This is a genomic window from Microbacterium sp. 4R-513 (genome assembly GCF_011046485.1).
Taxonomy (GTDB): Bacteria; Actinomycetota; Actinomycetes; order Actinomycetales; family Microbacteriaceae; genus Microbacterium.
Genome location: NZ_CP049256.1, coordinates 2,320,039 through 2,336,102, shown reverse-complemented (window position 1 = coordinate 2,336,102; position 16,064 = coordinate 2,320,039). Strand labels below are relative to the sequence as shown.

Here is a 16,064-nt window from a genome sequence, read left to right as displayed (position 1 = left end):
CGCCCGGGGCCAAGAGCGGGACGTGTCAACCCCTTATCGCCGGTGCATCGGCTCGGTGATCGTTGAACCCGGGCAGCAACGTGAAGGAGTTCCGATGAGCACGAGCGATTCCGGCAAGGGTTCCGGTTCCCAGCAGGACGACGAGCGGGCCGCCGACGGCAGCGCCGCCGAGTCCGGCTCGGAGTCACCTGAGGAGGGCGCGGCCGCAGAGGCCGCCGCCGAGGACGCCGTCGTCGATCGCGGCGACAAGGCGTGAGCAGCCCCGCCGAGCAGCTCCGGCGGGGATCAGACACAGCGACCCGCTGGCGCGTCCGTGCGCGAGCGGTCGCCGGCGAGCTGCTCGGACCGCGGCAGGGGACCACGCCCCTGGAGCCGGGCTGGGCAGCGCCCGTCGTGCTGGTCTGGGCGCTCGGCCGGCTGGTGAACCTCGCGCTTCTCCTCACGGCCTATGCCGTCTCGCAGATCGGCCACTGGCCGTTCGGCCCCGACGGCGAGACGGCGCCCTCGTTCCTGCGCTTCCTCTCCGGATGGGATGCCGACCGCTACGGAGAGATCGCCTCCGTGGGGTATCCGGTCATGCTGCCTGTGGATGCCGCGGGCGCGGTCCAGATGAACAACTGGGCCTTCCTCCCCCTCCTGCCCATCCTCGAACGGGTCCTCGCCAGCGCGACGGGGATGCCGTGGCAGCTCGCCGGCGTCGTCATCAGCCTCGTCGCCTCGGGTGCGGCCTGCGTCGTCCTCTACGCGCTGCTGCGGCACGTCACCTCCGCCCGGGCGTCGTGGTGGGCCGTGGTGCTGTTCTCCCTCGGCCCGCTCTCGTTCGTCTTCGTGCTCGGCTACGCCGAGTCGCTCTTCCTCCTCCTGATCTTCTCGGCGCTTCTGCTCGCGGTCCGTCGCAGATATCTGCTGATCGCACCGCTCGGCGTCGCGGCGGCGTTCACGCGACCCGGCGCCCTCGCGCTCGCCCTGGCTCTCGGCATCCTGCTCATCGGTCGATGGATGCTGCGCACCGAGGATCCGCTCCCGCGCTCCGAGGTCGTCGGGCTCGTCGTGTCGGGACTCGCGACGGCCACCGCAGGGCTCATGTGGCCCGTGGTGGCCGACCTCGTCACGGGGGAGCCGGGAGCGTACGTGCAGACCGAGATGGCGTGGTGGGTGCCGTTCCTCGGCGGCGGAGAGCTCGTCCCGCTCGCCCCCGGGCTCGTCATGGGCTGGACCTGGCTCGGCCCGCTCGGTGTGCTGATCATCCTCGGCGCCGTGGCTGCGGCGTTCCGCTGGATCGCCTCGGGGCCGGTTCGCGCCCTGGGCCTCGAGGTCGTGGGCTTCGCGCTGAGCTACACCCTGTACCTCTTCGCCGTGTTCCTGCCCACGCAGAGCCTGCCGCGTCTCGTGCTGCCGCTCGCCCCGCTGCTCGCCGACGACAGGCTGTCGCGGACGCGGCGGCGACGCGCGTGGTCCCTCGCGATCAGCATCGCCCTGCAGGTCGTGGCGGTGTTCCTGCTGTGGACGCTCGCCAATCCCTGATCCCGGCTATGTCCGGTCGGGATTCCGGCTCAGATCCTGCGCGAGCATCACCAGGATCCCGCTCGGGCCGCGCACATAGGTTAGCTTGTAGACGTCGCGGTAGTTCGCGACGCCCCGCAGCGGATGGCAGCCGTGACGGGCGGCGATCGCGAGGGCTTCGTCGAGGTCGTCCACCGAGAATGCGACCCGGTGCATGCCGATCTCGTTGGGGAGGGTCGGCTCGGTCTCGATCGCCTCCGGGTGGATGTATTCGAAGAGCTCCAGCTGACCTGCGCCGTCCGGAGTCTGGAGCATCGCGATGTTGGCGTGGTTCCCGTCGAGACCGACCGCCGTGTCGGTCCACTCGCCGCTCACGGTGTCCCGGCCGACGACCGAGAGTCCGAGGTCCGTGAAGAAGGCGATCGTCGCTTCAAGGTCCCGCACGGCGATGCCGACGTTCTCGAGTCTGATGGACATGCGTTGCACGCTACCGCCCAGGAACCGGTGACGGGCGGCGCCATCGGCGGAACGGGCCGGCGATTGTATCTCTCGGCGCGACGGATTTCTGCCGCCTTGTGAATCGAGCGGCGCGCGGGTTACAAGAGTCGAAACCCGTTGGAACCCGTTTGCAAAGGAGCACACGATGCTTGCCAGATTCGCTCGCTGGGCACTGCTGCCGGCTGCCTTGGCGGTGACAGCCACCGCATTGGTGGCTGCACCCGCCGGCGCCGTCACCGGCCCGAACATCACACCCGACTTCGAACACGAATACGTGGGACTGGTCGCCTTCTACGACGAGGACGGGACGTTCCTGCATCGATGCACGGGGACGCTGCTGTCCCCCGAGGTCTTCCTCACGGCGGGGCACTGCGTCGCCGGTGACGACGAGGGCAACGTGGCCGCCTCGGCACGGATCTGGTTCGAGCAGGACGCGGGTGTCGACTACGACCCCGTGACGGACACCCCGGCGACTTCGGGCTACCCCTACACCGGTGGCGTCACGTCGACGATGCTCTACAACTACGGGTTCACCGACCTGTCGAGCATTCCCGAGACCCACGATGTCGGCCTCATCGTGCTGGAGCCGGGCGCCGTCGAGGCCGCCTATCCCGACATCGACACCTATGGGGCCCTCGCCCCGGTCGGCGCCGCGGACGCGCTCGGCACCGGCGTCGACGCGGTCGTTACCGTCTCGGGTTACGGGGTCACCCGCACGAACGGCAAGAACGGGCAGAACACGGTCTCGTACCGCGAGCGGCTGACCGGTCAGACCTTCATCATCAACGCTCGGAACCAGAACACCGCGGGGTACAACCTGCAGTTGGCATCCAACTTCGGCCAGGGTCGCGTCGGCACCTGCTTCGGCGACTCCGGCGGGCCGATCTTCGCGGGCGACACGAACACCGTGGTCGCGGTCAACTCCTGGGTGAAGAACTACAGCTGCGGCGGCCAGGGCTTCCCCTATCGCGTCGACACCGTCGAGGTGCAGGCGTGGATGGAGTCGGTCCTCGCACCGCTCGGACTGTGGGACGACATCGCACCCCGGTAGACCGATCGGCATCCGCAGCCCCGATCCGCGCGTGCGCGGGTCGGGGCTGTGTGCGTGACCGCGCACCCGCGCCCGGCGGGGTCAGTCGATCAGTCCGGCGCTCCCCATCAGTCGCGTGGGCACGATCTGAATCGCGACGCGGAGCGGATTCTCGCGCGGCTGACGGTATCGACCGGCGTAGAGCGCCACGGCGAGCGCCACCTCATCGGGATCGTCGTGTACCGTGCCCGCGCCTTGGAAGGTGACCCAGCGAGCGCCGTCGAACTGGCTCACGGTCGCGGTGCCGTCCCGTCGCAGGTTGCGCACCTTCTGAGATCCGCGCGAGGAGATGATCCGCAGAACGCCCTCGTGGAGCGTCACTCCGACCGGAACTGAGTGGATGCCGCCCCACGGTGCGAGCGTTGAAAGCGTCGCCAGGTGCCGCTCCCGCATGAAGTCCTGTCCCGCCGCCGTCAGAGTACGCACGGAGAGACGCTACCCCGCGCCCTCGGACTGGGCCGGCAGCTCAGCCCTCATCGCCTCCGGCATGAGACCGCGCAACCGCGTGTCACGACGCTTCGCCCGACTCCGCGATCTCGTCGGCGAGCCGAGTGAGGGCCTCCCCGGCCGGCAGCGCCGCCTGGTCGGCCGGCGAGAGCTCGTATCGGCTCACGGCGACGGGCTGCGCCGTGCCGGCGAGCGCGTGCCGCACGACGGTCTCGTTCTCGGCCGCGACGAGCAGGATGCCGACGGTCGGCGCGTGCCGGTCGGGCAGCCGGAGCCGATCGTCCACGAGCGCGACGTAGAAGCCGAGCTGACCGGCATCCCTCGGATCGAACTTGCGCGCGTTTCGTCCAACGCCCTGTTGGACGACGAGCGACCGTCGAGACCCGACACGCCGGTCCCGCTGAGACCGCGGCTTACTGGGTGGAACGAGCTTTGCCCCGAGGTTCGCGGCGAGCCTAGATTCACACCAGCCCCGGGCCGGTCGCGTCGATCCACCCGAGGGATCAGCACGAACGATCAAAGGAGATCACATGAAATCACTCATACGCTCCGGAGTCACCCTCGTCGCCGCGGCAGCGCTCGGTGCCGGTCTGGTGGTCGGGGGGACGGCGTTGCAGAGCGACAAGGGGAACGGGAACGGTCTCGGCGGTCAGCCGGCGACGGCCAGCCAGATCTACCTCGACGAGATCAAGGACTACGGCGTGTGTCGTGGAGTCGATCCGTCCTGCTACCACGAGTGGGGCAATGGCTGGACGGAGGGCGAGACCAAGCGCATCCTCATCTGGAGCCGTACGGCCGGTCCCCGTCACGCCCACCTCGGCACCCCGCTGGCTCCCGGTCTGAACCCGCCGCTGAATGCGAACAACGTCGCACAGGCCACGCTCAAGGCATGGGCGGAAGAACGCGGGATCGCGGTCGACTACACCGAGGATCTCTCCCAGTTCCGGCTGAACAACTACCAGGCGGTGGTCTTCCTCAGCTCCAACCGTGACACCCTCGACGACACGGCTCAGACGACGCTGATGCAGTACATCCGCGGCGGCGGCGGCTTCGTCGGCATCCACAACGCGTTCGGCGCCGAGTACTCCTGGCCTTACTACGAGGGCCTGCTCGGTGGCGCCAACTTCTACAACCACGGGCCGAACCGCGACGGAACGGTGGAGACGATCAACAACCGTGACGTCTCGACGGCGGGTATGCCGGCAACGTGGCCCTTCAAGGACGAGTGGTACAACCTCACGCCCTACCCCAGCTTCGTCAATGTCCTGCTCGAGGTCGACCGGGCGACGAGCGAGGCCACCCCGGCCGGCCACGGCGAGCACCACCCGGTGAGCTGGTGCCAGTACTACGACGGCGGACGGGCGTGGCTGACGACGCTCGGACACGACAACGCGGCCTGGCTGGGCACCCTGCCCGGTGACGGCGACGCGTTCTTCAAGCAGCACGTGATGGAGGGACTCGAGAGCGCGATGGGGATCAAGCCCTTCTGCGCCGCTTGACGCCGCAACGGCACCCTCACGAGTGATCGACCGGGGGCTCGGACGCATCCAGCGGGTGAGTCCGGGCCCCTGGCCTTCGCCTGAAAGACGGACGAGAGCGGGCTCGTTCCACTGGGTGGAACCATCCGGCCGATAGCGATGCGCGCAGTTGCCGGGCCGGCGGAGTCGACGGATACTGCACACATGCGATCCGCTCTCAGAGACGAGCCGGTATCGGTGCTCGACCGGATCCTCGCCATTCTCGACACCGTGCGCGAGTCACACGGTTCGACCTCCATCACACAGCTGGCTCGGGCGACCGGCATCCCCAAGTCGACCGTGTCCCGACTCGTCGCCGATCTGGTCCGACAGCGTTACCTCGCGCGAACCGAGGACGGCATAACGATCGGTCTGAGACTCTTCGAGCTCGGAGCACGGGCGAGCACGCCGCGACGGCTGACCGTCGCAGCCCTGCCGGTCCTGGCGAAGCTCTTCAACGCGACGGGCGAGCATCTGAACGTCGCCGTGCAAGAGGGCCGGGAGATGCTCTCGGTGGTCTCCGTCCGGGGACGGCTGCGACCCGTGCCCTCCCGGGCCGGCGTCCGCGTGCCGTCGGTCACCACCGCACTCGGCAAGGCGGTGCTCGCATTCACCGACGATGAGGGGGTGCTCGGCGGCGTGATGACGAGCCTCGACTCGAGCCGTCGGCTCGCGTTCGAGAAGGAGCTCGCGTCCGTGCGGATCGATGCGGTCGCGATCGATCGATGCGAGACCTTTCCCGGGGTCATCGGCGTGGCCAGCCCCGTCCTGTCGCCGGAGCGACTGCCGGTGGCGGCGATCTCCGTCGCCGGCCCCGTGACTGATATGGATCCGAAGCGCATCGCACCGCTCGTGCGTCACGCCGCCTCGGCGCTCACCCACCGACTGGCATTGCAGGTGGCCTAGGAGATGGTGGGCAAGGTGGTCGAAGACGGCATCGGCGTCCTCGACCGCATGACGCTGATCCTCGAGGCGTTCGATCAGAACGACAGAGGGCTCGGGATCTCGGAGCTGGCCCTGCGTGCGGGACTTCCGAAGTCCACGGTCTCCCGGCTGGTGGCGACGCTGGTGAAGCAGCGGTACCTGGAGCGGGACGGCAAGCTCATACACCTGGGCCTGCGGCTGTTCGAGCTCGGACAGCTGGCGGAGGAGCCCCGGGAGCTCAGAATCGCGGCGCTGCCCGTTCTGGCCGAGCTCCGCGACAAGACGGGCGAGAACGTGCACCTCGCCATCCGCGACGGAGGCGCGATGGTCTGCATCGCCACGCTTCGCGGGCGAGCCGGCGGGCGGCCCACGATCCGCACCGGCTCGCGGCTTCCCGTCCACGCCACCTCACTCGGAAAGGCGGTGCTCGCCCACTCTGCGCCCCTCGACGTCGAGGAGATCCTCTCGTCGGAGCTCAGGGCATGGACGTCCGGGACGGTGACCGATCCGGTGAGGCTCCGAGGTGAGCTGGCGGACGTCCGCAGACGTGACGCGGCGAGCGAAGTGCGCGAGTACGATCCGGAATCGTCCTCAGCCGCTGCGGCCGTGTTCGCCCCATCGGGCCGCGTCGCCGGAGCGATCTCCGTCTCGTGCGGTGCGGACCGGTTCGACCTCGACCGTCTGACGCCGGCGGTTCGTGCGGCCGCCAGTGCCGTCGCGCGTCGACTCGCGACGACCGGACCTGCCTGGGGCTGACGACAGTCGCCGAGCGGCTCAGCGGCCGCGGCGATCGGTCATCGTGGCGACGATCATGTCGCCGATCAGCCTGCGGTGGGAGTCCTGGAGCTGCGGGTCGAGCATGTCGCGGTCGAAGATCGCCGCGAACGTGTGCCGATTCGCCACGTGGAAGCAGGCGTATGCACTGATCACCATGTGCACGTCCACCGCATCGATGTCGTCCCGGAAGATTCCGGCCCGCACTCCCCGGTCGATCACCTCCTCCAACAGCGTGATCGCGGTGGCGTTCTCGCGGAGGATCGTCTCGGACTGCTTGAGGTGCTCCGCGCGATGGATGTTCTCGATGCTCACCAGCTGGATGAAGGCCTGGTGCGTCGTGTGGTGGTCGTAGGTGGCCTCGGCGATCGTGCGCAGCGCCTCATCCGGCGCGAGCTCCGCTACCTGGATGCCTCGCTCGACCTGGCGGATCTGCGCGTACACCCGCTCGAGCACCGCGAGATAGAGCCCTTCCTTCGATCCGAAGTAGTAGTAGATCATCCGCTTCGTCGTGCGCGTGCGCGCGGCGATCTCGTCCACTCGCGCACCCGCGTAACCGTTGGCCGCGAACTCCGCGGTCGCGACCCTCAGGATGTCCGCCTGCGTGCGCTCCGCGCGGTCGGTGTTCGCAGCCGCGCTCGTGTCGCTCGCGGAACTGCTCATCGACCTCCCCTTCGCATGCGCGAATCCACCTCGGCGCTGATGAGGTCACGGAAGTGGCGCTGCATCCTGTCGCGGTCGGGCTCGAGACCCGTGATGATTCGGAGACTAGCGCATGCCTGGCCGACGGCCATCCGCCCGCCGTCGAGCACGGGATGCCCTCGTTGCGCCGCCTCCCGGATCAGCTCCGTCTCCAGGGGGCGGTACACCACGTCCGAGACCCAGGCCCTCTCGGCGAGCAGTCCGACGTCGAAGGCGACGCCGGGGTGATGGAGCATTCCGAGGGGAGTCGCGTGTACGACGCCCGTCGCGACGGCGATCGCTTCCGGGAGTTCGTCGGACGCGAGCGTCCCGATCGTCGCCTCAGTGAAACGAGCGCGCATCCGCAGCGCGAGCTCATCCGCGCGGACGGCGTCTGCATCGAACAGGTCCAACCGCTGGGCCCCCACGGAGAGGAGCGCATACGCGGTCGCCGCACCGGCACCACCGCATCCGATCTGCACGACGCGGTCGAGCGACGCGTTCGGCAGGCCGGCGATCAGGCCGTCGCGGTAGCCCATCCAGTCCGTGTTGTAGCCGACGAGGCGGTCACCGTCGAAGACCACGAGGTTGACGGCGCGCAGGTTCGCGGCATCCGTGTCCAGCTCGTCGACGAGGTCCAGCACGAGCTGCTTGCAGGGATGCGTGATGTTCATCGCCGCGTAGCCGGCGGATCGCGCCTCGGTGAGCATCGCACCGACATCGTTCGCCGGTCGGCCGAGCTCGAGGAGATCCAGGATGCGGTACTCGTAATCCAGTCCCATCGCGCGCGCCTCGACTTCGTGCAGGGGGGCGTCAGGGATGCCGTGATGCCGTCGCCGATGAGACCGACGAGGTAGTGCGTTCCATCCCGGGGAGAGCCCAGGCCGCCCCCGCCCGCGTCATCGGTCACGAGGCGCTCGGGATCTCGAAGTCGACCGTCGCGAGGGACGCCTTCACCGGACCCGAGATCGTCAGGACCTCGGCGTGGGCAGGGTGACGGGTATACGCCTCCAACCCGGCCAGGTCGTCGAAGTCGGCGACGATCGCCACGTCATGGGACGCAGCACCCCGCAGGAGATCGGTTCCCACGCTCATGCTCCGCAGTTCGGGTATCTGCTCCGGCAGCTTCCGGAGCATCGACATCCATTCCTCCCGCTGGTCGCTCGTGAATTCCGGGATGAAACGGAAGACCGCGACATGGCGGATCATGCGCCGCTCCCCTTGGATGCGGCTCGGCGATACTGATGCTGCGCAGCGAGGCGCACCGGTGCGTTGACCGCGCCGTAGCCGGTGTACCCGTCGCGGCGCTCGACGACTTCGAGGAAGACCGTCCCGACGGGCTCGGTGTAGAAGTGCAAGAACTCTCCTGACTCATCGCGGTCGTACATGACATCGAGTTCTCTGAGTTGGTCCAGCAGACCGGGTTCGAGCCGGAAGCGCGCTTGGACGTCGTCGTAGTAGTTCGCGGGGATGGGAAGTGGCCGGAAGCCCCTTGCCCGAGCCGCTCGCGCGAGCGCAAGGATGTCCTGCGTGGCGAAGGCGATGTGCTGCGGAAGGATGTCGTCCTCCCGCGCGCCCGAGGGGACCAGGTTCAGCGCGACGCGCAGGACGTCGCCCTCGGTGTGGAGAGCCTGGCTCCGGACCAGCCCGATGGGAGCGGCGACCTCGACGGATGCCTCGGTCCGCAGGTCGAGGACGGACTGGAAGAAGAGCACGGCGGCATCGAAGTGCTGCCAGGGCTGCGCCATGTTGACGTGGTCCACGCATTCGACCGCGACGTCCGTGTCGGACTCCGCGGCGCCGAACTCCTGCACCCATCGCGGCTCGGTGCTCGCACTCGCCCCGAAGAAGAGCTCCGACCCGTCCGGCGCCCGGACGCCGACGAGAGGCTCGTCGCCGGTGCCCTGCTCCCGCGGGACTTCAGGCGCGAACAGGTCCACCGCGCGCCGCAGCGCCCGAGCGGGATCGACCACGGAGAGACCGATGCCCGCGACGGTCGGCTGGTTGCCGTCGGGGTCGGGGGGGACCGAGAACGATCCGCGCCGCTCCTTGCGACCACAGTTCCACGTTCTTCGTGCGGTGCCGGCCATGGGATCGGAAGCCCAGCTGCGAGAGGAGTCGCCGCAGCTCGCTCGGCTCCCCCGGCCGGAGCTCGACATAGCTCACGTCGGCCGGCGGGGCGACTTCCGGCAGCGGCGTCGTCGCCATGCGGTCGGCCCGGCTGCGAGCGCCGGTGCCGAGCGATTCGGCGGTCTTGTGCTCCAGCCAGCGAAGGGAGCGCCGCGCATCGATGGCCGTCGCCACCGTGTCCGCCTGACGGAAGGTGTCGTTGAAGACTTCGAGCGAGACCGGCCCGTCGTAGCCGGTGCGGACGAGGTGCGCCATGAACGTGCCGAGATCGAAGCCGCCCTCGCCTGGGAAGACCCGGTGATGCCTGCTCCACGACAGGACGTCCAACGAGAGCAGGGGCGCGTCGGCCATCTGGACGAAGAAGATCTTGTCGACGGGAATCGTCTCGATGGCCTCTGGGTCATGCCCTTTCGACAGGATGTGGAAGCTGTCGAGGCACAGTCCGATGCGCGCGTGATCGGTCAGGCGAACGATTCGCGCGGCCGCCTGGTAGTCGTCCACGAACCGCCCCCACGCCAGCGCCTCATATGCGACGCGCACGTCGTATTCGTCCGCCAGAGAGCCGAGCATCCGCAGTTGAGACGCGGCGAGCTGCTCGTCACCGCTGCGCGCGGTGGCGACATTGCTGCAGAGCAGCATGGTGTCGATGCCGAGCCGATTCATCAGGCGGAATTTGGCGGCCGCGCGCTCGAGATTCTGCTCGAGCAGATCAGGGCCCACGCCCTCGAAGTCGCGGAAGGGCTGATACAGATCGAGTGTCAGACCCAGTTCCTCACCCCGGTCCCGGATCGCCTCCGGTGAGAGGGGCGACGCCACGAGGTCGGGCTCGAAGATCTCGACACCGTCGAACCCGGCTTCTCGAGCGGCGACGAGCTTCTCTTCCAGCGTGCCGCTCAGGCAGACCGTCGCGATCGACGTGCGCATTACACCTCCGTGCGGTCACCGGCGTCGGTGCCGCAGTTGTTGGACGACCAGCGTTGCAGGCAGACGTACTAACTAGTACGTTCGAAAGCGGAAGGGCGATCGACGACGATTCAAGCCGCTGGGAGGAGATGCTCGATGAAGAGTCTCGCCGAATGGAACACCACGTCCGCTCCCCGCGGAGCTCCGGTCTCAGTGCTCGATCGCATCGTGGCGATTCTCGACGCGGTCAAGACGGCCGGCGGTACGAGCACGATCACCGAGATCGCGACCGCGACCGCTCTTCCCAAATCGACCGTCTCGCGGCTCGTCGCGGACCTGACACAGCAGCGCTACCTCGTGCGTACCGACGAGGGGGTATCCCTCGGGCTCCGGCTCTTCGAGCTCGGGGCGCGGGCGAGCCTGCCGCGCCGACTGCTCGCCGCCGCCGGACCGGTCATCCGCAACCTCTGCGAGGTTACGGGCGAGCGCGTGGGTCTATGGGTGCCCCAAGGCAGCGACATGGTGTCCATCGCCGCCGTGGCGGGCCGTCTCCCCATGCTCCCGACGCGCGCAGGCATGCGATCGCCCGCCCTGACGACCGCGAGCGGCAAGGCCTTTCTGGCGTTCTGCGCCGATTCGGCGCTCGTGAGCCGCATCAGCGCGCCGCTCGCCGACGACGCGGCCGACCACTTCCGGGACGAACTCGCGCACGTGCGCGCGTCCGTCGTGGCGCAGGACATCGAAGAGTCATATCCGGGCATCCTCGCTGTCGCGAGTCCCGTCCTCTCTCCCGACCGCGTGGTGCTCGGTGCGATCTCCATCGCGGGCCCGAGCGGGAGTATGGACCCCGAGCGCGTCACGCCGCTGGTCCGCGCGGCCGGCACCACCGTGACGCGCCGCCTCGTCGCCGCCTAGCAGATGCGCACCGCGAACTGGACCGATTCGGTCAGTGTCCTGGACCGCGTGAGCGCTGTGTTCGACGCCTTCGGCGAAGAGGACGAAGGGCTCGGGGTCTCGGAGCTGGCCCGTCGCGCCAACCTCCCGAAGTCGACCGTCTCGAGGATCGCCGCCGACCTGGTCGAGCAGCGGTTCCTCGATCGGGAGGGCGACCGGCTCTACTTGGGTGTCCGCTTGTTCGAACTCGGGCAGACGGTCCAACAGCCGCGGCTTCTTCGCCGGGTCGCGCTGCCGGTGATGGCCGAACTGCGCGATGTCACCGGGCAGACGGTTCATCTCGCCGTGTTGGACGGAGGGGACGTCGTCTTCGTCGCGGTCGTTCGGGGCCCCGCATCCAGACCGCTCGTCCGCATCGGCAGTCGGCTCCCCGCGCACGCGACAGCCGTGGGGAAGGCGATGCTGGCATTCGCACCGCAGAGCGTCGTCACGGCGGTCACCGGACGAGAACTCACGAGGCGCACCTCGAAGACGATCACGGAGGCATCCGTCCTGCATCGCGAATTCGCGGACATCCGGAGGCTCGGGGTGGCCACCGAAGACGAGGAGTGCACCCCGGGCCGTGCCTGCGCGGCGAGCCCCATCCTGAGCTCCGGCGTGTTGACGCCCCTCGCAGCGATCTCCGTGGCCGGGCCCGCAGAGAGCCTCGTGCCGGACCGTGTGGCGCCGGCGGTGCGCGCCGCCGCGATGGCGCTGAGTCGTCGGCTCTCGACGGATCCCGCCGGCTGACCCGCCGCACGGGAACGGGGTGGGTGCGTGACTGCACCCACCCCGTTCCGCTCGTGCAGCGGTCTAGCCGGCCATCTCGCGGATGGCCTTGTACGCCTCGAGGTTCTCACCGGTGTAGTGGTCCTCGAAGTAGGACTCCGCCTTGCTGATGAACGCGTCCATGTCGATGTCCTCGGTCTCGATCACCGTGAACGCATCGTCTCCGCGGTATTCGTCCAGGATCTCGTCCGTCGCCTCTTCGACGCAGGTGCGGTTCTCGGGGCGGATCTCGTGGATCGTCTTCTCGAGCAGCTCTGCCTGCTCGTCGCTCATCTTGTCGTACGTCTTGTCGCTGACGAGGATCCAGTGGATGCCGACATTGTGGTTGTTGAGCACCACGGTGTTGAGCACCTCGTCGTAGCTGGACGAGTGCGTCGCGACGATCGGGTTCTCCTGACCGACGGCGATCCCCTGCTGCAGCGCCGAGTACACCTCCTCGACCGCAACCGAGACGGGGTTCGTGACGCCCAGCGCCTCGGCATTGGCGAGGAACTGGGGCGAGTTCGGGAAGCGGATCGGCACGCCCTCGAGATCGTCCGGGCTCTTGACCTTCACATCCTTCGTCGTGAAGGTGCGGTTGCCGAAGAACCAGCCGTCGACGATGTTGACGCCGGTCGAATCGTGGAAGGCGCCGAACAGGTCCTCCGACCCCTCGTCGATCCAGTTGAAGGCGTGGTCCACGTCGTCGAAGGCGTAGGCCGCGTCCACGACGCCGATGGGCTCATACGTCGAGCTCAGCGCCGACGCCCCCTGGAGGTCGATGTCGATGTCACCGGCCTGCACGAGCGGGAACCGGTCGGCGTCGGGGCCGAGCTGGCTCGCCGGGTACAGCTCGACCGTGAAGCCGATGTCGGCATCCTCGAGCCGCTCTTTGAGGAGCTCGACGCCGCAGTAGTAGTTCGGCGTCTCCTCGTTCTGGCTGGTCGCGACGGTGAGCGTGACAGGCTCGCTCGCCTGCGCGGTCTCGCCGGACGAACTCTCGGGGGTGCCTCCGCCGGCGCAGCCGGCGGCGACGAGAGCGATTGCTGCGAACGCCGACGCGGCGAAGATGCCGCGGCGGGCCGAGCGGGCTGTGCTCATGGGACTCTCCTCTGATTCTCTGCACGTCGTCGTGCAAGTTCTGACGTGCCGTTGTGAGGCCGGAGCGCGGCATCCGGTCGACACTGCTCGTACGGGTGAGACGGCGTCGACCACGAGTCACGTTACGGCCCGGTGGCAGTGCTGACTCTGACCCACTTCGATCGGGGCGAAAAGCGATGTCCCGTCGAGTGGAACATGTGCCCGCGAACCCGCCTGCGGCCCTCTCCGCTGAATGGAACGACCCGTGTCGGACGCAGCGCGGTGGCCTACGCTCGGGGCGAGGCGCGGCGCTGCGCGTACGCGAGGGAGGACCAGTGACGGTATCCGGATCGCCCCCGGTTCGAGTCGGGGTGATCGGTGCGGGCTTCATGGGTCGCCAGCACATCGACTTCATCAGAGGCGCCCGCGGGGCCGCCCTGGCGGCCATCGCGGACCCGGCCGTGACCGACCCGGACGTCGGGTGTCCCGTCTTCACGTCAGCCGGCGAGATGCTGGACGCCGGGCAGGTCGACGCCGTGGTCATCGCGAATCCCAACGCCCTCCATGTCGAGACCGCGATCGACTGCTTGGAGGCCGGCGTCGCGGTGCTGCTCGAGAAGCCGGCCGCCGTCGACTACGCGGAGTCCCGTCGACTGGTCGACGCCGTCGCCCGGCTCGAGGGGCGCCTTCTCGTCGGCCACCACCGCCGCCACCATCCCGCGGTCGCGCGGGCCCGCCGGGCGATCTCGGACGGTGAGCTCGGCGAGGTCGTAGCCGTCAGCGGGATGTGGTCGGCGCGCAAGGACGACGCCTACTTCGCGGACGTGGAATGGCACCGCAGAAAGGGCGCAGGTGTGACGCTCATCAACGTCGTGCACGATCTGGATCTGCTGAGGCACCTGTGCGGCGAAGTCGCCCAGATCCAGGCGCTCTACAGCTCGCAGGCACGGGGCTTCGAGGTCGAGGACACCGTCTCGCTGACGCTTCGATTCGAGAGCGGCGTGGTCGGGAGCTTCGTGGCGTCAGATGCGGGAGTGTCGCCGTGGGGCTGGGACCAGGCGACCGAGGAGACGATGGCCTTCCCCTTCCTCCCCGACGGGGATGCCTACCGATTCGTGGGCACGCGCGCGGCACTCTCCGTGCCGAACCTGGCGAAGTACTCGTATGAGGCGGGAGCGTCCCCGGATTGGCACTCGCCGCTGTCGCGCACGTACCTTCCAACACCCCAGCGCGGATCCTTCCAGGCTCAGCTCGACCACTTCCTGGAGGTCGCCAGCGGGGAGGCCGACCCCCTCGTCACCGCGGAGGATGCGTCCCGCACGCTGGCGCTCGTCGAGGCCGCCGACCTTGCGGCGCGCACCGGCCGGACCGTCGACGTGACGAAGTTCCGGAACGACCTCCCGGATCCAGAGGACGCATGACACGGCCTGTCGACCGCCGGAATCCGCGATGAAGAACGCAGAGGCTCGCGGATTCGACGCGATCGTCGTGGGGGCGGGCCTCGCCGGCCTGGCCGCCACTCGCCGCCTCGCCGGATCAGGGCTCCGTGTCGCCTTGCTGGAGAAGCGGGATCGGATCGGCGGGAGCTCCGCGATGAGCGGGGGCTGGTTCGCCCTCTCCGGCACTCCTCTGCAACGGAGTCAGCGTGTAGACGATTCCGAGGCCGTCTTCCTCGCCGACATGCTCGCGACCGGCGGGGGCTTCGCCGACGAATCGCTCCTGCGTGCGCTGGTCGCCCGCCAGGCTCTCGCCCTCGAGGCCATCGACAGGGCCGATGCCTGGACCGACGAGCTCAAGATCAGCGCCGGTATGACGGTCGCACGCGCCCACCTCGTGCGAATGCCCGATCTCCTCGGGCATCTGCAGCGTGAAGCCGTCGCGGCGGGCGCCGTCGTCCTCGTCGACCAACCGGGAGAGGGCCTCGTCTTCGACGGAACACGGGTCGTGGGCATCCGTTCCGGAGGTGCGGTCCTCGCCGCAGAGGCCGGAGTCGTCCTGACCACCGGCGGGTTCTCGCGCTCTCGGGAGCTGCTCGAGCTCTTCGTGCCGGACCAGGCGGCCGCCATGCCGTACGGCGGCGTGGGCAATACGGGCGACGGAATCCGGATGGCATGGATGCTGGGCGCCGGCCTCGCCGACATCGGCCACGTCACCGGCACGTACGGTCAGCACGCCGAGACCACGGATGATGAGCACGAGCTGCTCACTGCCAATTACCTCGGTGGAATCCTCGTGAACGCGCACGGCGAGCGCTTCGCCGACGAGTCGGAGTCGTACAAGGTCCTGGGATCCGCCGTGCTCGACCAGCCCCGACGGATGGCCTTCCAGATCTTCGATGCGCGGGTGCGAGCCCTCTCTCGCCCCGGTGTGCCGCTGTCGGACATGGATCGCATCGAGGAGCTCGGTCATCTGCACAGCGCGCCGACCGTGGCAGCCCTCGCCCACGCGCTCGGCATCCCGGCGGATGCACTCGAGCAGACGATCGCGCGCTACAACGATGCGGCGATCGGACGACGGGAGGATGATTTCGGACGCACCGGCCTCGTGAACGGGGTCGGCGCGCTGCTGCCGGTCGAGATCGGCCCGTTCTACGCCTACCCCGCGGTGACGGCGATGACGTCGACATACGGGGGACTGAGCGTCGAGCCCGACACCGCGGTGAAGCGGGTGGACGGGAGCCGCATCGAGCGGCTCTACGCTGCCGGAGAGGTGGCGGGCGGATTCCACGGCGCGTCGTACATGACCGGAACCGCGCTCACGAAGGCCCTCGTGTTCGGGTGTGAAGCAGCGGAGGCGATCCTGCGCTCCTGACCCGC

At 68.8% G+C, this 16,064-nt stretch carries 19 protein-coding genes; 10 read left to right on the top strand and 9 right to left on the bottom strand.

What is annotated here, in order from left to right:
* Window positions 1–94 precede the first annotated feature (94 nt).
* Window positions 95–256 carry a hypothetical protein gene (locus tag G5T42_RS10115; RefSeq protein ID WP_206535791.1) on the top strand — a complete coding sequence of 54 codons (162 nt, stop codon included), beginning with the start codon at window positions 95–97 and terminating at the stop codon, window positions 254–256.
* The gene (locus G5T42_RS10110; RefSeq protein ID WP_165128204.1) at window positions 253–1,524 is read left to right on the top strand and encodes a hypothetical protein; all 1,272 of its coding nucleotides are present in this window, start codon (window positions 253–255) and stop codon (window positions 1,522–1,524) included. The genes G5T42_RS10115 and G5T42_RS10110 overlap by 4 nt, the downstream gene beginning before the upstream one ends.
* A 6-nt stretch (window positions 1,525–1,530) precedes the next feature.
* On the opposite strand, the gene G5T42_RS10105 is transcribed toward G5T42_RS10110, so the two are convergent.
* Entirely contained in the window at window positions 1,531–1,980 is a 450-nt protein-coding gene (locus G5T42_RS10105; RefSeq protein WP_165128202.1) for a VOC family protein, read from the bottom strand.
* A 166-nt stretch (window positions 1,981–2,146) separates the two neighbouring features.
* Here G5T42_RS10105 and G5T42_RS10100 point away from each other — a divergent pair, with 166 nt between their 5' ends.
* The gene (locus G5T42_RS10100) at window positions 2,147–3,052 is read left to right on the top strand and encodes a S1 family peptidase (RefSeq protein WP_165128200.1); all 906 of its coding nucleotides are present in this window, start codon (window positions 2,147–2,149) and stop codon (window positions 3,050–3,052) included.
* A gap of 81 nt (window positions 3,053–3,133) precedes the next feature.
* Here G5T42_RS10100 and G5T42_RS10095 read toward each other — a convergent pair whose 3' ends face one another.
* Window positions 3,134–3,517 (bottom strand): PPOX class F420-dependent oxidoreductase, encoded by a 384-nt coding sequence (locus G5T42_RS10095; RefSeq protein WP_165128198.1) that lies wholly within the window; start codon window positions 3,515–3,517, stop codon window positions 3,134–3,136.
* 82 nt (window positions 3,518–3,599) lie between these two features.
* Window positions 3,600–4,058 (bottom strand): PDDEXK nuclease domain-containing protein, encoded by a 459-nt coding sequence (locus G5T42_RS17905; RefSeq protein ID WP_206535619.1) that lies wholly within the window; start codon window positions 4,056–4,058, stop codon window positions 3,600–3,602.
* A gap of 10 nt (window positions 4,059–4,068) precedes the next feature.
* Between G5T42_RS17905 and G5T42_RS10085 the strand changes: the two genes are divergently transcribed.
* The 3 genes from G5T42_RS10085 to G5T42_RS10075 all read left to right on the top strand — a co-directional run bounded on the left by G5T42_RS10085 (window position 4,069) and on the right by G5T42_RS10075 (window position 6,735).
* Window positions 4,069–5,037, top strand: a complete 969-nt coding sequence (locus G5T42_RS10085) for a ThuA domain-containing protein (RefSeq protein WP_165128196.1) — start codon at window positions 4,069–4,071, stop codon at window positions 5,035–5,037.
* Window positions 5,038–5,220: 183 nt separating this feature from the next.
* Window positions 5,221–5,961: an IclR family transcriptional regulator gene (locus tag G5T42_RS10080; protein ID WP_165128194.1), complete on the top strand. Its 741-nt coding sequence runs from the start codon at window positions 5,221–5,223 to the stop codon at window positions 5,959–5,961.
* A gap of 6 nt (window positions 5,962–5,967) precedes the next feature.
* Entirely contained in the window at window positions 5,968–6,735 is a 768-nt protein-coding gene (locus G5T42_RS10075) for an IclR family transcriptional regulator (protein WP_206535618.1), read from the top strand.
* An 18-nt stretch (window positions 6,736–6,753) separates the two neighbouring features.
* Here the strand turns inward: G5T42_RS10075 and G5T42_RS10070 are convergent, their stop codons facing one another.
* The 5 genes from G5T42_RS10070 to G5T42_RS18005 all read right to left on the bottom strand — a co-directional run bounded on the left by G5T42_RS10070 (window position 6,754) and on the right by G5T42_RS18005 (window position 10,488).
* Window positions 6,754–7,416 carry a TetR/AcrR family transcriptional regulator gene (locus G5T42_RS10070; RefSeq protein ID WP_165128190.1) on the bottom strand — a complete coding sequence of 221 codons (663 nt, stop codon included), beginning with the start codon at window positions 7,414–7,416 and terminating at the stop codon, window positions 6,754–6,756.
* Entirely contained in the window at window positions 7,413–8,216 is an 804-nt protein-coding gene (locus G5T42_RS10065; protein ID WP_165128188.1) for a shikimate dehydrogenase, read from the bottom strand. The genes G5T42_RS10070 and G5T42_RS10065 overlap by 4 nt, the downstream gene beginning before the upstream one ends.
* 124 nt (window positions 8,217–8,340) lie before the next feature.
* Complete coding sequence (locus G5T42_RS10060) at window positions 8,341–8,643, bottom strand: Dabb family protein (RefSeq protein WP_165128186.1); 303 nt, start codon at window positions 8,641–8,643, stop codon at window positions 8,341–8,343.
* On the bottom strand, window positions 8,640–9,407 hold the full coding sequence (locus tag G5T42_RS18010; RefSeq protein ID WP_347103752.1) for a VOC family protein: 768 nt from the start codon (window positions 9,405–9,407) through the stop codon (window positions 8,640–8,642). Before G5T42_RS18010 ends, G5T42_RS10060 begins: the two co-directional genes overlap by 4 nt.
* Window positions 9,355–10,488, bottom strand: a complete 1,134-nt coding sequence (locus G5T42_RS18005; RefSeq protein WP_347103751.1) for a TIM barrel protein — start codon at window positions 10,486–10,488, stop codon at window positions 9,355–9,357. The genes G5T42_RS18010 and G5T42_RS18005 overlap by 53 nt, the downstream gene beginning before the upstream one ends.
* A gap of 135 nt (window positions 10,489–10,623) precedes the next feature.
* On the opposite strand from G5T42_RS18005, the gene G5T42_RS10050 reads away from it, so the two are divergent.
* Together G5T42_RS10050 and G5T42_RS10045 are read left to right on the top strand one after the other, a co-directional pair.
* The gene (locus G5T42_RS10050; protein ID WP_165128184.1) at window positions 10,624–11,382 is read left to right on the top strand and encodes an IclR family transcriptional regulator; all 759 of its coding nucleotides are present in this window, start codon (window positions 10,624–10,626) and stop codon (window positions 11,380–11,382) included.
* A 48-nt stretch (window positions 11,383–11,430) separates the two neighbouring features.
* The gene (locus G5T42_RS10045) at window positions 11,431–12,150 is read left to right on the top strand and encodes an IclR family transcriptional regulator (protein WP_206535617.1); all 720 of its coding nucleotides are present in this window, start codon (window positions 11,431–11,433) and stop codon (window positions 12,148–12,150) included.
* A gap of 63 nt (window positions 12,151–12,213) precedes the next feature.
* Here the strand turns inward: G5T42_RS10045 and dctP are convergent, their stop codons facing one another.
* Window positions 12,214–13,269 (bottom strand): TRAP transporter substrate-binding protein DctP, encoded by a 1,056-nt coding sequence (gene dctP, locus G5T42_RS10040; protein ID WP_165128180.1) that lies wholly within the window; start codon window positions 13,267–13,269, stop codon window positions 12,214–12,216.
* A 176-nt stretch (window positions 13,270–13,445) separates the two neighbouring features.
* Here dctP and G5T42_RS10035 point away from each other — a divergent pair, with 176 nt between their 5' ends.
* Window positions 13,446–14,669 carry a Gfo/Idh/MocA family oxidoreductase gene (locus G5T42_RS10035; RefSeq protein WP_277601748.1) on the top strand — a complete coding sequence of 408 codons (1,224 nt, stop codon included), beginning with the start codon at window positions 13,446–13,448 and terminating at the stop codon, window positions 14,667–14,669.
* Between the two features lie 28 nt (window positions 14,670–14,697).
* On the top strand, window positions 14,698–16,059 hold the full coding sequence (locus tag G5T42_RS10030) for an FAD-dependent oxidoreductase (protein WP_165128176.1): 1,362 nt from the start codon (window positions 14,698–14,700) through the stop codon (window positions 16,057–16,059).
* Window positions 16,060–16,064 lie beyond the last annotated feature (5 nt).

Coding starts and splice junctions, on each gene's coding strand:
- G5T42_RS10115 (WP_206535791.1), top strand. CDS start 95: ATGAGCACGAGCGATTCCGGCAAGGGTTCCGGTTCCCAGCAGGACGAC.
- G5T42_RS10105 (WP_165128202.1), bottom strand. CDS start 1,980: ATGTCCATCAGACTCGAGAACGTCGGCATCGCCGTGCGGGACCTTGAA.
- G5T42_RS10100 (WP_165128200.1), top strand. CDS start 2,147: ATGCTTGCCAGATTCGCTCGCTGGGCACTGCTGCCGGCTGCCTTGGCG.
- G5T42_RS10085 (WP_165128196.1), top strand. CDS start 4,069: ATGAAATCACTCATACGCTCCGGAGTCACCCTCGTCGCCGCGGCAGCG.
- G5T42_RS10080 (WP_165128194.1), top strand. CDS start 5,221: ATGCGATCCGCTCTCAGAGACGAGCCGGTATCGGTGCTCGACCGGATC.
- G5T42_RS10070 (WP_165128190.1), bottom strand. CDS start 7,416: ATGAGCAGTTCCGCGAGCGACACGAGCGCGGCTGCGAACACCGACCGC.
- G5T42_RS10065 (WP_165128188.1), bottom strand. CDS start 8,216: ATGGGACTGGATTACGAGTACCGCATCCTGGATCTCCTCGAGCTCGGC.
- G5T42_RS10060 (WP_165128186.1), bottom strand. CDS start 8,643: ATGATCCGCCATGTCGCGGTCTTCCGTTTCATCCCGGAATTCACGAGC.
- G5T42_RS18005 (WP_347103751.1), bottom strand. CDS start 10,488: ATGCGCACGTCGATCGCGACGGTCTGCCTGAGCGGCACGCTGGAAGAG.
- G5T42_RS10050 (WP_165128184.1), top strand. CDS start 10,624: ATGAAGAGTCTCGCCGAATGGAACACCACGTCCGCTCCCCGCGGAGCT.
- dctP (WP_165128180.1), bottom strand. CDS start 13,269: ATGAGCACAGCCCGCTCGGCCCGCCGCGGCATCTTCGCCGCGTCGGCG.
- G5T42_RS10035 (WP_277601748.1), top strand. CDS start 13,446: ATGTCCCGTCGAGTGGAACATGTGCCCGCGAACCCGCCTGCGGCCCTC.
- G5T42_RS10030 (WP_165128176.1), top strand. CDS start 14,698: ATGAAGAACGCAGAGGCTCGCGGATTCGACGCGATCGTCGTGGGGGCG.